This is a genomic window from Bradyrhizobium sp. MI1.10 (assembly GCF_055811035.1).
Genome location: NZ_JBVVPN010000005.1, coordinates 196667 through 211414 on the forward strand (window position 1 = coordinate 196667; position 14748 = coordinate 211414).

The 14748-nt window shown below is 64.1% G+C and carries 13 protein-coding genes and 2 pseudogenes; 5 read left to right on the plus strand and 10 right to left on the minus strand.

Features of this window, described 5'->3' with window-relative positions; all coding sequences use genetic code 11:
* Positions 1–35: 35 nt before the first annotated feature.
* Together AC0L3K_RS07925 and AC0L3K_RS07930 are read left to right on the plus strand one after the other, a co-directional pair.
* On the plus strand, positions 36–2393 hold the full coding sequence (locus AC0L3K_RS07925; protein ID WP_354164461.1) for an Orn/Lys/Arg family decarboxylase: 2358 nt from the start codon (positions 36–38) through the stop codon (positions 2391–2393).
* A gap of 6 nt (positions 2394–2399) precedes the next feature.
* Positions 2400–2978: a GNAT family N-acetyltransferase gene (locus AC0L3K_RS07930; protein WP_007593282.1), complete on the plus strand. Its 579-nt coding sequence runs from the start codon at positions 2400–2402 to the stop codon at positions 2976–2978.
* A 4-nt stretch (positions 2979–2982) separates the two neighbouring features.
* On the opposite strand, the gene AC0L3K_RS07935 is transcribed toward AC0L3K_RS07930, so the two are convergent.
* The 3 genes from AC0L3K_RS07935 to AC0L3K_RS07945 all read right to left on the minus strand — a co-directional run bounded on the left by AC0L3K_RS07935 (position 2983) and on the right by AC0L3K_RS07945 (position 5004).
* Entirely contained in the window at positions 2983–3195 is a 213-nt protein-coding gene (locus AC0L3K_RS07935; RefSeq protein WP_007593289.1) for a hypothetical protein, read from the minus strand.
* A 193-nt stretch (positions 3196–3388) separates the two neighbouring features.
* The gene (locus tag AC0L3K_RS07940) at positions 3389–3838 is read right to left on the minus strand and encodes a flagellar basal body rod protein FlgC (RefSeq protein ID WP_473365749.1); all 450 of its coding nucleotides are present in this window, start codon (positions 3836–3838) and stop codon (positions 3389–3391) included.
* A gap of 116 nt (positions 3839–3954) precedes the next feature.
* Positions 3955–5004 carry a hydroxyacid dehydrogenase gene (locus tag AC0L3K_RS07945; RefSeq protein WP_007593292.1) on the minus strand — a complete coding sequence of 350 codons (1050 nt, stop codon included), beginning with the start codon at positions 5002–5004 and terminating at the stop codon, positions 3955–3957.
* A gap of 267 nt (positions 5005–5271) precedes the next feature.
* Between AC0L3K_RS07945 and AC0L3K_RS07950 the strand changes: the two are divergent.
* The 3 genes and pseudogenes from AC0L3K_RS07950 to AC0L3K_RS07960 all read left to right on the plus strand — a co-directional run bounded on the left by AC0L3K_RS07950 (position 5272) and on the right by AC0L3K_RS07960 (position 6904).
* Positions 5272–5837: pseudogene (locus AC0L3K_RS07950) on the plus strand (thiamine pyrophosphate-binding protein).
* Positions 5838–5847: 10 nt separating this feature from the next.
* On the plus strand, positions 5848–6450 hold the full coding sequence (locus AC0L3K_RS07955) for a thiamine pyrophosphate-dependent enzyme (RefSeq protein WP_473365740.1): 603 nt from the start codon (positions 5848–5850) through the stop codon (positions 6448–6450).
* A gap of 76 nt (positions 6451–6526) precedes the next feature.
* A complete protein-coding gene (locus tag AC0L3K_RS07960) occupies positions 6527–6904 on the plus strand; it encodes a VanZ family protein (RefSeq protein ID WP_219680921.1) in 378 nt (125 codons plus the stop codon).
* A 43-nt stretch (positions 6905–6947) separates the two neighbouring features.
* Here AC0L3K_RS07960 and AC0L3K_RS07965 read toward each other — a convergent pair whose 3' ends face one another.
* The 7 genes and pseudogenes from AC0L3K_RS07965 to AC0L3K_RS07995 all read right to left on the minus strand — a co-directional run bounded on the left by AC0L3K_RS07965 (position 6948) and on the right by AC0L3K_RS07995 (position 14733).
* Positions 6948–7331 (minus strand): DUF1236 domain-containing protein, encoded by a 384-nt coding sequence (locus tag AC0L3K_RS07965; protein ID WP_007593296.1) that lies wholly within the window; start codon positions 7329–7331, stop codon positions 6948–6950.
* Between the two features lie 115 nt (positions 7332–7446).
* Positions 7447–8333 (minus strand): annotated as a pseudogene (locus tag AC0L3K_RS07970) (2-hydroxy-3-oxopropionate reductase).
* Between the two features lie 13 nt (positions 8334–8346).
* Positions 8347–9132 (minus strand): hydroxypyruvate isomerase, encoded by a 786-nt coding sequence (hyi, locus tag AC0L3K_RS07975; RefSeq protein WP_473365741.1) that lies wholly within the window; start codon positions 9130–9132, stop codon positions 8347–8349.
* Positions 9133–9143: 11 nt separating this feature from the next.
* Positions 9144–10934, minus strand: coding sequence for a glyoxylate carboligase (gene gcl, locus AC0L3K_RS07980; RefSeq protein ID WP_007593300.1), 1791 nt, complete (start codon positions 10932–10934; stop codon positions 9144–9146).
* A 153-nt stretch (positions 10935–11087) separates the two neighbouring features.
* Positions 11088–12890 (minus strand): adenine deaminase, encoded by a 1803-nt coding sequence (locus AC0L3K_RS07985; RefSeq protein WP_473254630.1) that lies wholly within the window; start codon positions 12888–12890, stop codon positions 11088–11090.
* A gap of 85 nt (positions 12891–12975) precedes the next feature.
* The gene (locus AC0L3K_RS07990; protein ID WP_007593304.1) at positions 12976–13776 is read right to left on the minus strand and encodes an NYN domain-containing protein; all 801 of its coding nucleotides are present in this window, start codon (positions 13774–13776) and stop codon (positions 12976–12978) included.
* A gap of 108 nt (positions 13777–13884) precedes the next feature.
* Positions 13885–14733, minus strand: coding sequence for an IclR family transcriptional regulator (locus tag AC0L3K_RS07995; protein ID WP_473365742.1), 849 nt, complete (start codon positions 14731–14733; stop codon positions 13885–13887).
* Positions 14734–14748: the final 15 nt, after the last annotated feature.

Sequence of the window (14748 nt, forward strand, 5' to 3'; positions counted from 1 at the left end):
CGAGACCTGTCGGTCTCGCACATTCGGGACATGACATGGACTATTTCAAGCGCTTCAACTTCCTGTTCGCCGCACCTGTGTTCGACGCCGACGACCTCGAAGGTGTCCGCTTCAACCAGATCATCGAGGAGATCCAGCGTTCCGGCTTCGAGGTCGTTCGCGCCCGCAAGCTGGAGGACGCGGAGATGGCGGTGCAGACCGATGCCGCGATCGGCTGCATGGTGGTGGACTGGGGCAAGAAGGGCCTGGAGGGCAAGACCTCGGCGCTGATCAATTTGATGCGGCGGCGCGGCCTCGATTTCCCGATCATCCTCCTGATCCGGCGCAAGCGGTTCGAGGATCTGCCGGTCGAGGTGCTCGACTTCATCGACGGTTATGTCTTCCTGTCCGAGGAGACACCGACCTTCATCGCCAAGAACCTGATCAGCCGTCTGAAGCAATATGCGGAGACGCTGAAGACGCCCTTCTTCGGCGCGCTGGTCGATTATGCCGAAGAGGGCAACCAGCTCTGGACCTGTCCAGGCCACAATGGCGGCGTGTTCTACAACCGCAGCCCGATCGGGCGGGTGTTCGTCGAACATCTCGGCGAGTCCGTGTTCCGCGACGACCTCGACAATTCCGTGCTCGACCTCGGCGACCTCCTCACCCACGAAGGTCCCGCGCTAAGGGCGCAGAAGGAAGCCGCCCAGATTTTTGGCGCGGAAAAGACCTATTTCGTGCTCAACGGAACCTCGACATCGAACAAGATCGCGCTCGGCGCTCTCGTCACCGACGGCGATCTCGTGCTGTTCGACCGCAACAATCACAAAGCCGCTCATCATGGCGCGCTGATGATCAATGGCGGCGTTCCGGTCTACGTGCCGACCATCCGCAACGCCTGGGGCCTGATTGGCCCGATGCGCTGGGACATGCTCGACGAGAAAACCTTGCGCGAGACGATCCGCAATCATCCCTTGGTGACGGACAAGGACGCCTGGCGCAAGGAGCGGCCGTTCCGCGTCGCCGTGGTCGAGCAGTGCACCTATGACGGCACCATTCACAGCGCCGAGATGATCTTGAAGCGCATCGGCCATCTCTGCGAGTACATCCTGTTCGACGAGGCTTGGGCCGGCTTCATGAAATTCCACCCGCTCTATGCCGGCCGCTTCGCCATGGGGCTGACCAACCTTCCCCCCGAGGCTCCCGGCATCATCGCGACGCAGTCGACCCACAAGCAGCTCGCGAGCTTCTCGCAGGCATCCCAGATCCACATCAAGGATCGTCACATCCGCGGCCAGAAACGGCGCGTCGAGCACCGCCGCTTCAACGAAAGTTTCATGCAGCACGCTTCCACGTCGCCATTCTACCCGCTGTTCGCCTCGCTCGACGTCGGCGCACAGATGATGAAGGGCCGCTCCGGCGAAGTGCTGTGGGACGACACGATCCGGCTCGGCATCGAGTTGCGCAAGAAAATCCGCGCGATGCGCCGGGAGTTCGAGGAGAAGGAGCAGACTCCGGACCGCCGCTGGTTCTTCGAACCCTTCGTCCCCGACCGCGTCGCAATTCCCGACGTCAGCCGCGCCGGCGCCGCCCACAACGTCGCCTGGGAAACACTCTCCACCGACGAACTCGCCACCAACCCTGCGCTGTGGCAGCTCTCCCCCGACAGCGCCTGGCATGGCTTCCCTGGCCTCAGCGAGGGGTTTGCCATGACCGATCCGAACAAGCTGACGCTGCTCACGCCCGGCTTCGATCGCATCACCGGCGCCTATGTCGAGCACGGCATCCCCGCGCCGGTCGTCGCGCAATATCTGCGCGAGAACCGCATCGTCCCCGAGAAGAACGACCTCAACTCCCTGCTCTTCCTGCTCACTCCGGGCGTCGAAGCAAGCAAGGCGGGCACGCTGATCTCCGGTCTCGTCGCATTCAAGCGGCTGCACGACGACAATGCGCTGCTGGCCGACGCCATCCCGGAGTTCTGCCAGCGACGGCAGGCGCGCTATGCCGGCGTGCGGCTGCGCGATCTCTGCGGCGATATGCACCGTTTCTTCCGTGCCGCCGACGTCAGCGCACTCCAGGCCCGGCAGTTCATGCCCGAGCACATGCCTGACATCGCGATGTCGCCCCGCGATGCCGCGCGCTACCTGTTCCGCAACGATGTCGACTATCTGCCGATCGAAGCGATCACGGGCCGCATCGCCACCACGCCCTTCGTGGTCTATCCGCCCGGCATCGCAACCATCGTGCCCGGCGAGCGGCTGACGGAACGGGCCAAGCCCATGCTGGATTATCTCAAGATGTTCGAGACCTGCTTCAACACGTTCCCGGGCTTCGATGTGGAAATCCAGGGCGTCTACAAGGAGATCGATGCGCAGGGGCGCATCGGGCTCTATACTTACGTCGTTGCCGGGTAGGTGCCGATGAACGAAACTGCGATTGCGCGCCCGGATGACGGGCCAGTCGTGGTCCGGCCCTCACGCGAGAGCGATGTCGATGCGATGCTGGCGATCTACCGCCATCACGTCCGCAACGGCGTGCCACGCGACGTCGAGGGAACCGGTGCGCCCGAGCCGGACGATCTGCGCGACCGCCGCAAGAACCTGAAGCAGACCCGCCTGCCGCATCTGGTCGCGACCTTTCGTGGTGAAGTCGTGGGATATGCCTATGCGGTACTGTTCCGCAAGCGTCCAGCCTATCGCTACGCCGCCAAGCATTCGATCTATGTGCACCACGACCATCTCGGCCGCGGAGTCGGACGGCTATTGCTGCAGGAGTTGATCGACGCGTGTGCGGCGGCCGGCTTCCGCCAGATGATCGGCTATATCGATGCCGACAATGCCCCCTCGCTGGCGCTGCACGAGAAGTTCGGTTTCGCGCGCGCCGGCCTGCTCTGCGGTGTCGCCTATCGCAACGGTCACTGGTCCGACACCGTCATGGTACAGCGCTCGCTCGGTGCCGGCGTCACCGCGCCGCCGCCCGTCACGGCGCCCGGCCGCTAGGCCCTCACGACGGAAAGTCAGCCGGTCTGACCTGGATGCGGTCGGCATGCAAGGACCAGTGGTGCAGTGCCTGGTCCTCGCAAAACCTCGCCTTCGCCCGCTCTCTGGCTTCGTTCTCGTCGGAAGCGTCGATCTCGAGCGTGCCCTGGCACACCTCGATCTGCCGGCCGTACTGGCCGAGCACGTCCTTCATGAACCTGACCACATAAGTTGACATGGGACCTCCTGCCTGCCCCGGCGGCGCTCACTCTAATCCCATTTAGCCGGATTGCGGGAGGGAGATTTTGATGCGGATCAAGGTCGGGGCGCGGTTCCCGCCCGCCGACAGTCGTCGGCTCAATCCGTCAACCACCCTCGCCCCGCCTAGGGGCCTGCGGAAGGCGCGCGCGACACGAGCGCCCGCGCCGACATCACGTCGTGATGTCGAGTATCGACTCTGTCGTTTCTGAATAGGCCTGAATGACCTTCGCATTGGCAATGAAGCTGTACTTCGCGGTCGCCAGTTGAACGAATTCGCTGGCGAGATCGACATTCGGCGCGGCGACCAGGCCGTCCTGGTTTGCGAAGGGGGCGCTTGGGTCGGATTGTGCGGTAAAGCTCGGCGAAACCGCCGACACGGTCGTGAACGTACCGCCCGGCGTCGAGCCGCTCGATTGGTCGACCTGATCGACTCGCAACGGCACATACGCCGCGGGAAACGTCGGACTAATGCTCGAACTGACCGCACTGGCCGATGTGCTCGATCCGCCTGACGCAGGTAGCGGGCCTGTCGTGCGAATGTTGGCGATATTGCTCGCGGCCACGTTCACACGCAAACTCGCCGCGGAAAGTCCGGATGTCGCAATCGAAAATATGCTCATGAACCCTGATCTACAGGACAAGTCATACGTGTTCACTCACGCCATCAGTAAAATCCGCCGCTTTCTGTTTTCATCCTCGTAACCAGCGATCGGAGCACGATCAGACTTCGCGCGCCCTACGCCGGCATCACACCAAACGCCTGCTTGAACCGCTCGGCATAGCGCGGCCAGACCTCGGGATTGATGATGCGCGGCGGGCGCTTACCGTCGAGCGTCTGCAGCACCTGCTCGGCGGCGATGCGGCCCATGTTCTGGCGCGCCTCGATCGTGACGCCGGCCGTATGCGGGCTCGCCAGCACGTTGTCGAGCTGGAGCAGCGGATGCTCCGGCGGCGGCGGCTCCTTCGACCAGACGTCGAGACCGGCGCCCGCAATGCGCTTGTCACGCAACGCCTGGAGCAGCGCATCCTCATCGTGGATGAAGCCACGCGCCGTGGTGATAAAGTACGCATGCGGCTGCATCAACCCAAACTCGCGCACGCTGATCATATTGCGGCTGCCCTTGTCGAGCGGACAGGAGATCGAGACGAAGTCGGCGCGGCGCAAGAGCTCGTCGAGCTCGACCTTCTCGCCGCCCCGCTCGGCCATCATTTCGGCCGTCAGGTACGGATCGTAGGCCAGCACCTTCATGCCGAACAGGCCCTTGCACAGCGCGGCGATGCGGCGACCGACATTGCCGAGGCCGATGATGCCGACGGTCTTGTGCTCGATCTCGTTGCCGACGAGTTCGTTGCGGTTGACGTTGGACTCCCTGCGGAGCTTGCGGTCGGACTGGATGATGCGCTTGGACAGCGTCAGCATCATCGCCAGCGCATGCTCGGCGACGGAATGGGCGTTGCCGCCGGACTGGTTGACGACCAGCACGCCGGCATCGGTGCAGGCCTCGACGTCAACAGGATCGAATCCAGCGCCGTTGCTGGAGACGAGCAGCAGGTTCGGCGCGCGCTTCAGGAAGGCAGCATCGACATGGAAATGCGGGGCCAGTTCGTCACGGGCGGCGCCGATCTGGTAGACATGAGCCGCTTCGATGATCGGCGCGAAATATTCCTCGGGGCTCTCGTTCTCGATGCGATCGAGCCGGACGTCGGGCCGCGCCTTCAGAATGTCGATATAGATCGGATTGGCTAGATATTTAACGTAGAAGACGCGCTTGCTGTTGACGGACATCAGGACCCTTCCGGCTTTCTCCAGGAGATCCGCAGGGCCAGCGCGGCGCGCGATCCTTTCATACGTTCCTCCGTTCTCTTGTTATTGCCGCTTATGACACGGCGGCACCGGCCGCGGCAGGCCGTCTGGCGCAGATCACGGTGCAGCCCGGACATGTTGACAATCCCGCTGCCTGCGTCAAGTTCGGCAGACCGCCACGACGGCCAAGACGATGGCCACGACAAAGGCAAAAGACCAAGAAGCATGCGCGGCCGAAGGGAGAACGCAATGCCGATTGCGGAGCAACAGACCTCGTCCGAGGCGGCGCAGACCTCCAGCGACAAGAGCTGGCACGGCATCGTCCTAAAACGCTGAAGCGGAACGAGATCAGCCTCGTCCCTTACGTGCCCGACCGCGTGCTGACGCCGCTGATCAAGAACCTGCACGCCGATCCGTTCTTCACCACCTTTGCCACCGCCCGCGAGGAGGAGGCCGTCGGCATCGTCTCGGGTGCCTGGATGGGCGGACGACGGGGCGCGGTGTTGATGCAGACCTCGGGGTTTGCGACGCTCGCCAACGTGCTGGCCTCGCTTGCGGTGCCCTACCAGATTCCGCTGATCATGTTCGTGTCTGAGCGCGGCACGCTCGGCGAATTCAATTACGGCCAGTCACTGGTCTGCCGCACCATGCGTCCGGTGCTGGATTCGCTGGCGCTGGAGCATCACACCATCACCCGGCTCGACGAGCTCGAATTCATTGCCGACCGTTCGATCAAGCAGGCCATCACGACGCAGGCGCCAGTCGCGCTGATCCTCAACCCGCTGCTCACGGGCGGCAAGGTGTTCGACAAGTGAGGACGGCCAAATGAAGACAGACGCGCGCAACACCAAAGTGATGAGCCGCTTCGACGTTACCTCGCGCCTGATCGCGAAACTCGAGCACGAGGAAGCCGTGATCGGCGGCATCGGCAACACCAATTTCGACCTCTGGGCCGCCGGCCACCGTCCGCAGAATTTCTACATGCTCGGCAGCATGGGCCTCGCCTTCCCGATCGCGCTGGGCGTGGCGCTGGCGCAACCGGACCGGCGCGTCTTTGCGCTCGAAGGCGATGGTTCGCTCCTGATGCAGCTCGGCGCGCTCTCGACGATCGCGGCGTTGAAGCCGAAGAATCTCGTCATGATCGTGATGGACAACGGCATCTACCAGACCACCGGCGCGCAGCCGACACCGGCCGCGAACGTAGCTGACATCGTCGCCATCGCGACCGGCTCCGGGCTTGCCAACAGCGCCTGGGCCGCGGACGAGGAGGATTTCGAGCGTCTGGTTGAGGAAGCCATGTCGGCTGGCGAGCCCAGCCTGATCGCCGTTCGTATCGATGACAAGCCCGGCGTCGGCGCCACCCGACGCGATCCCGTACAAATCCGGGAACGCTTCATGCACGGCCTGGGCGTGCGCGAGCCGCTTTAACGTTTCGTCATTAACTACACGGCGATCTGATCCCGGCGCCTCGGCAAGCTGCTGCAATCCGTGCTAAGCGGTGCGGATGTCCATTTTGGTTCGCTCCTCTGCCTGGCTGCTTGCCGCCGCCGTCGCCTTTGCAACCCTCGGTCCGCCCGGCCTGCGGCCCCATTCCGACCTTGGCCAGGACGGCGAGCATGCCCTTGCCTTCGTCCTGGTGGGACTAGCCTTCGGCTTCGCCTATCCGCGCCGCCGCCTGTCGGCGACAGCCATCGCCGTGGTGCTGATCGGCCTGCTCGAACTGATGCAATTCTGGGCACCGGGACGACATCCGCGGCTGGAGGACTTTCTGGTCGATGCCGGCACCACCTGCATCGGCTTCGCGCTGGCGGCCATCGCCGATTGGGCCATGACGCGGTTTCGCGCAAATTCGGTCCTCTCGAGTCAAGGCCCCGCGGAGTGACGCTCCGCAGGGCCCGTCTCTTCAAAGCTCACGCTCCGATCGATCAGTCGATGATCTTGACGACGCGGCGCGTGCGCGGCTCCACGATCACGCGGCGGTCGTTTACGACCGCATAGCGATATTCGGTGTAGTTCGGCACGGGCCGCAGCACCACGGTCGGCGGCAGCGGCTCGCCGACCACGACGCGCTCGTGGACCACGACCGAATCATCACGCGGAATTCCGCCGAGGATCGCATTCGGGATTTCCAGACCAGCGCCGACCGCCGCCCCGACGGTACCACCGACCATCGCTCCGACCGGGCCGCCGATGTCGCCGCCCGCGCGTGCGCCGTTCCTGGCGCCCTCTTCGGTCGTCGACTGAGCAAAGGCCGCACTCGACGCCAGCAGCGACGCGGCAGCCAACGAAATCGCAAGACGGGTTTTCATGTGCTTATGTCTCCAGTGATTGTTGTGCGCCTTCAACCGCGGGGCCGGATCATTGTTCCGGTTCCCCGCCCGATCTAGACGGCACCAAAACCGGAGACTGTTACCCGGTAACAGTTCAGGCCGCCGCGATCTCGTGGCCCGCCATCAGTTCCAGCGCGCGCACCATCGCCGAGTGATCCCAGCCCTTGCCGCCATGCGCGGCGCAGGACGAGAATAGTTGCTGCGCCACTGCCGTGCTCGGCAGCGACAGGCCGAGCGCGCGGGCGCCTTCAAGCGCGAGGTTGAGATCCTTCTGGTGCAGCTCGATGCGGAAGCCGGGATCGAAATTGCGCTTCACCATGCGCTCGCCATGCACTTCGAGAATCCGGGACGACGCAAAGCCGCCCATCAGGGCCTGCCGCACCAGCGCCGGATCCGCACCGGCTTTCGACGCGAACAGTAGCGCTTCGCTGACCGCCTCGATCGTCAACGCGACGATGATCTGGTTGGCGACCTTCGTCGTCTGGCCGTCGCCATTGGCGCCGACGCGGGTGACGTTCTTTCCCATCCGGTCGAAGATCGGCTTCATGGTGTTGAAGGCGCGCTCGGGGCCACCGACCATGATGGTGAGGCTTGCCGCCTTGGCACCGACCTCCCCGCCTGACACCGGTGCATCGAGATAATCCGCGCCGAGCGCCTCGATCTTCTTCGCAAATTCCTTGGTCGCCAGCGGCGAGATCGAGCTCATGTCGACCACGATCTTGCCCTTGGAAACGCCGCCCGCGACGCCGTCCTTGCCGAACAGCACGGCCTCCACATGCGGGGTATCCGGCACCATGATGATGACCGAATCCGCCTCCTCCGCGACCTCCTTGCTTGACTTGCAGTCAACGCCGCCGGCCGCGATCAGCTCGGGTGCGACCGGCCCGACATCGTGCAGGAGAACGCGATGGCCTGCGGCCAGAAGATGACCGGCCATCAGCCGTCCCATGGTGCCAAGTCCGATAAGCCGATGTCGATCATGTCTACGGTTTCCTCAGGTCTCGAAAGTCTGCGCGGCGTGCCAGGACAGGCCTTTCAGCGTCGTGGTGCGCGGCTTGTATTCGCAACCGATCCAGCCGCGATAGCCGATCGCGTCGAGATGGCGGAACAGGAAGGGAAAGTTGATCTCGCCGGTGCCGGGCTCGTGACGACCTGGATTGTCGGCGAGCTGGATGTGCGCGATCTGCGGCAGATATTCCTGCATGGTACGGGCGAGATCGCCCTCCATGATCTGCATGTGATAGATGTCGTATTGGACAAACAGATTGTTTGAGCGCACCTCGGAGACCAGCTGCACGGCCTGCTCGGTGCCGTTGAGGAAGAAGCCGGGAATGTCGAGCGTGTTGATCGGCTCGACCAGAAGCTTGATGTTCTCGCGGGCCAGGGTCGAAGCTGCAAACCGCAGATTCCCGACCAGCGTTTCGTTGAGCTCACGCGGGTCGGCATCGACAGGCGCGATGCCGACGAGACAGTTGAGCTGCTCGCAATCGAGTGCCTTGGCATAGTCGATGGCGCGAAACACGCCGTCCCGGAACTCGCTGACACGATCCGGCAGGATCGCGATGCCGCGCTCGCCTGCCGCCCAATTGCCGGCCGGCAGATTGTGCAGCACCTGCGTCAGCCCATGGCGGTCGAGCTGCTCGCGCAAAAGCGCCTTGTCGAAATCATAGGGGAAGAGGTACTCGACCCCGGAAAAGCCCGCCGCTTTGGCCGCGGCGAAGCGGTCCACGAACGGCATTTCGTTGAAGAGCATGGTGAGGTTGGCGGCGAATTTCGGCATGATGCTGTTCCCTATTCCGCCGGCTGCAGCACGCCGGGCCGCGCGGTCGCGACGTCGTCGAGCGGCAGATCCAGCACCTCCTCGAATTCGACGATGTTGTCGATCTCGGTGCCCATCGCGATGTTGGTGACACGTTCGAGGATGAACTCGACCATCACGGGCACGCGATGCTTGGCCATCAATTCGCGCGCGGTCGCGAACGCCGCCTGCGAGTCTTTCGGGTCGGTGACGCGGATCGCCTTGCAGCCGAGGCCTTCGGCGACCGCAACATGGTCGACGCCATAGCCGCCGAGCTCGGGCGCGTTGATGTTCTCAAAGGAGAGCTGGACGTGATAGTCCATGTCGAAGCCACGCTGGGCCTGGCGGATCAGGCCGAGATAGGAGTTGTTCACGACGACGTGGATGTAGGGCAGATTGAATTGCGCCCCGACCGCGAGCTCTTCGATCAGGAACTGGAAGTCGTAGTCGCCGGAGAGCGCGACGATGTCGCGATCCGGACACGCCGCGCGCACGCCGAGCGCCGCGGGCAGCGTCCAGCCGAGCGGCCCGGCCTGCCCGGCATTGATCCAGTTGCGCGGCTTGTATACCCCCAGAAACTGCGCCCCGGCAATCTGCGACAGGCCAATCACGGAGACGTAGCAGGTGTCACGGCCAAAGGCCTTGGTCATCTCCTCGTAGACGCGCTGCGGCTTGATCGGAACGTTGTCGAAATGGCTCTTGCGCAACATCGTTTTCTTGCGGTCGCGGCAGGAAGCGGGCCACGCCTGGCGCTCGCGCAACCTGCCTGACCGGCGCCACTCCCTGGCGACGGTGACGAAAAGCTCAAGGGCGGCCTTGGCATCCGAGACGATGCCGAGGTCGGGGTTGAACACGCGCCCGATCTGGGTCGGCTCGATGTCGACATGCACGAAGGTGCGGCCCTTGGTGTAGGTCTCGACCGAGCCGGTGTGGCGGTTGGCCCAGCGGTTGCCGATGCCCAGCACGAAATCGGATTCGAGCATGGTGGCATTGCCGTAACGGTGGCTGGTCTGAAGACCGACCATGCCGGCCATCAGCACGTGGTCATCGGGGATGGCCCCCCACCCCATCAGCGTCGGCACGACCGGCACGTTGGCGATCTCGGCGAATTCCACCAGCAAATCCGAGGCGTCGGCATTGATCACGCCGCCGCCCGCGACGATCAGCGGCCGTTCGGCCGCGTTGAGCATCTCCAGCGCCTTCTCCACCTGCTTGCGCGTCGCGGTGGGCTTGTAGACCGGCAGCGGCTCATAGGTCTCGTCGTCGAACTCGATCTCGGCGAGCTGCACGTCGAGCGGCATATCGATCAGGACCGGGCCAGGCCTTCCCGAGCGCATGATGTGAAAGGCCTGGCTGAACACGCGAGGCACCAGCCCGGGTTCGCGCACGGTCACCGCCCATTTGGTCACGGGCTTTGCGATCGATTCGATGTCGACGGCCTGGAAATCCTCCTTGTAGAGCCGCGCCCGCGGCGCCTGGCCGGTGATGCAGAGGATCGGGATGGAATCGGCGATCGCCGAATAGAGCCCGGTGATCATGTCGGTGCCCGCCGGCCCCGAGGTTCCGATGCAGACGCCGATATTGCCCGCCTTGGCCCGCGTATAACCCTCGGCCATGTGCGAGGCCCCCTCGACATGGCGCGCCAGGATATGGCGGATCGAGCCGCGCTTCTTCAGCGCCGAGTAAAGCGGATTGATCGCGGCCCCGGGAACGCCGAAGGCAGTCGAGATGCCTTCCTTCTCCAGAATTCGCACGGCAGCATCGATGGCTCGCATCTTCGCCATATCGGACCTCGCTTGAGTTGCATTGGCTCGAGCGAGATCATCGGGCCCGCGAGGGCTTCACTCAACGAGATCGATTTTATTTTCCACGATGCGGCAGCCGCGAAAAAATCGCGGCGGCTTCAGTCGGTTAGGTCGAGACTCGCGTGAAAGCGCTCACTCGAACAGCGGCGCCAGCTCCATCTGCGGCACCAGCACGAGGCCCTTGTCGGTGATGCGAATTTCCGGAATGACCGATAGAGGAATCAAATTGAAGCCCATGTAGGGGATGGTGCAGCCGGCTTCCGCCCATTCTTTCTTCAGCACCTTGACCTCTTCCGCCACTTCGGTAACGCGCTTGTCGGACAGCAGACCGGCGATCGGCAGCGGCACCAGCGCCCTCACCTTGCCCTCGGCGACGAGGCAGACGGCGCCCTGTTGCTCCTTGATGGCGGCCACCGCGACCTGCATGTCGGCCTCGTTGGTACCGGCAACGATGATGTTGTGGCTGTCGTGCCCGACGCTGGAGGCGACCGCGCCGCGCTTCAGGCCAAAGTCCTTCAAGAGGCCATAGGCGACATTGCCGGCCGATTTGCCGTGGCGCTCGACCACCGTGACGAAGCACAGGCTGTAGCGCGCGAACAATTCCGGCCAATCCTTGGCCGGCTCGATCTCGATCTTCTCATGGATCAGCGTGATGCCGGGCAACGCGGTCTTGATGGCGTTGACGGTGCAGGCCTTCGCCGGCAGCTCCGGCGTCAGCTTCAGCTTCTCCGGCAGCTTCACGGTCGCGTAGGCCGCCTTCGGGTATTGATATCGCTGCGACAATGCCTGATCGAGCCGCGGCGTGATCTTGCGGTTCTCGACCACCAGCTCGCCGCCATACCAGGTGCATTGCGGCTTCAGATTGTCGTCCATCAGCACCAGATCGGCGCGGCGCCCCCCGCCGAGCCCGCCGATATCGCTGTCCATGTTGAAGCGCGTCGCGCCATGCAGCGAGCCCATCGACCAGGCCTGCTCGGGCGACATTCCCGCCTTCACCGCCTCCCGCACCACCCAGTCGAGACCGAACAGCAGGAGATCATCGGCGTCGCGATCGTCGGTGCACGCGGCCGTGCGCTTGTGCGAAGCGCCGAGCTCGGTGATAGTGCGGATCGCCTGCGGCAGCGAGTGCCACGGTGTGGTCGGCGGTCCCCCGCGCAGGAAGACCCAGACCCCGGCATCGAGCAAATCGTCGGCGATGTCGCGGTCGATCGCCTCATGGGTATCCGTGACGCCGGATGCCGCATAAGCCGCAACGAATTCGCGGCCATAGACATGGCCGGACACCGGCCGCCCACGCTTCAGGGCGGCGGCGAGGATGGCGTGGCTGCGCTCATCGCCCATGGTCACGGGCACGAAATCCATCTTCTCGCCGAGCCCGACAGCCTCCGGCCAGCGGTCGAACAGGCCGGCGATCTTGTCCGGCGTGAGGTCGCCGCCCGCAGTCTCCAGTGCGGCCGAAGTCGCGGGCACCGTGCTCGGCACTGTCAAGAAGATCGACAGCGGCGCCTCGCGCGCGTCCTCCAGCATCGCCTCGACGCCGGCGACGTCCATGACGTTGCCGATCTCGTGGCTGTCGCAGAAGATCGTGGTGGTGCCGTTGAGCAGGGCGGCCTCGGCATAGGCGCAGGCCGTCACCATCGAGGATTCAATGTGGATGTGCGGATCAACCAGGCCCGGCGCGATAATGCCGCCCGCGGCATCGTAGGTCGTGACGCCGCTCCAGGCCTTCTTGGCTATTCCAGCCGGCTTCACCGCCGCGATGCGGCCGCCGGTGATCCAGACCTCACGTCCCTGATGGATGCGCTCCGAATAGGTCGAAAGCACCCGCGCGCCGGTGACGACGAGATCCGGCGCGACCCGCGCCGAGGCCACATCGGCGAGACGCCGGGTCATCGAATGCAACGGTGCGACGGCGAAGCGGGTAAGTCTGGTCATCGGGACCCTCGCGTGGCGTTACGGTCCCGCGATGGTTACGCCCTGCGCCAGACCGGGCAAGCGCAAATATAACGGCACGCCCTGCTTACGCTTTAGGCGGCGAAGCGCCTGCCGCCCCTGACCTCGCGGGCCTGCGCGAGTTCCGTCGTCTCGGGGCCGCTGCGGCAGTGGGCTTGACCCGAATCCGCATTGACCTCCCGTTCTGCTCGTCGATCTCGAAGGAATTGGTCTTGCGCACGAGGTCGCTCAGCTTGCGGAAGCCGAACGTTCTCGGATCGAAATCGGACGCGAGATTGGCAAGTTGGCGGCCGACTTCCCCGAGCGTGACCCAGCCGTCCTCGCTCTCCATCTGGGTGATGACCTTCTTGATGATGGGGGTCGCGGCATCGAGCGGCTGAAGCGATTTCGATCTCGAAGCGGCGTCCTGGGTGTGCGCCGGCGCGGCAAGCAGGTTCTCCGTGTAGACGAACCTTCGGCAGGCCTGCCGGAAGCTCTCCGGCGTCTTCTGTTCGCCGAACCCAAAGACATCGATGCCCTGCTCCCGGATCCGGGCGGCCAGACGGGTAAAATCGCTATCCGACGACACCAGGCAAAAGCCGTCGAACCGGCCGCTGTGAAGCAGGTCCATCGCGTCGATGACCAGGGTGATGTCGGAGGCATTCTTTCCGGTCGTATAGGCAAACTGTTGCTGCGGGATGATGGCGTGTTTGGAAAGGATGTCGGCCCAGCCCCTGGACCTGGCATTGGAGAAGTCGCCGTAGATGCGGCGAACGCTGGCCTCGCCGATCTTGGCAATCTCCTCGAACAGTCCATCGGCAATCTTTGCCGAAGCGTTGTCGGCATCGATCAGGACAGCGAGACGGGGCGAACGGAGCTCTGACGGCATGACTTTTCCTAAAAAGGAGGCGACAACGGTGCGTGGATATACCGATGTCGGGGCAGCTGCCGCCAGAGCTGATTTCTTCAACGGGCCACGACGGACCGCGAACCGGGGTCAGGCTGGCTTCGCGACCGGGGTCACACCCCCGAGCGCGGCCGTCAGTTCCGCCGCAACCTCGCGCACCACACGGCCGATCTCCGGCAGCCGCGCATCGGTGACCCTGCTCGTCAAACCGGAAACGGAGATCGCCGCCAACGGCTCGGCAAGCGCGTTGTAGACCACGGCGGCAACGCAGCGCAGGCCGATCTCGGCTTCCTCGTCGTCGATCGCAAAACCCTGCTTGCGGATGGTCGCGAGCTCCTTGAACAGGTCGCTTGGTCGCACGATCGATTTCTCGGTCAGGCGTGGCATGCCGTGATGGCGGATGACGGCACCGACGTCCTCGTCGGAATAGGTCGCGAGCACCGCCTTGCCGACGCCCGACGTTACCATCGGAACGCGGCCGCCGACTTTGGTCAGCGAACGCATGATTTCACGGCTCTCCATGCGGGTCAGCACGATGATGAACTCGTCGTCGACCACGGCGAGATTGGCGGTCTCGCGGGTGAGATCACGCAGCTTGCGCAAATAGGGAATAGCCTGGGCGCTGAAATTGCGCCGCCGGGCAAAGCTCGCGCCCACCGTGAAGCTGCGCACGCCGACATGCCATTTGGATTCGGCGCGGTCGAACTGCACGAAGCGGCGGCTTTCCAGCGTCGCCAGCAGGCGGTGTACGGTCGAGGTCGAGAGCCCGGTGCGAACGGCGAGATCGCTGAGGCGATAGCCTTCGTCGTCTTCGGACAATGTTTCGAGAATCGACAGCGCGCGATCAACGGATTGCACGCCGCCGTCGCGCGCGTCGTGGTCAGGCTCCGATGACGATCGGGGCTCGATCGATTTGCGTCGGATCACGTTCTTGCTCATCGCGACCTGCATTGC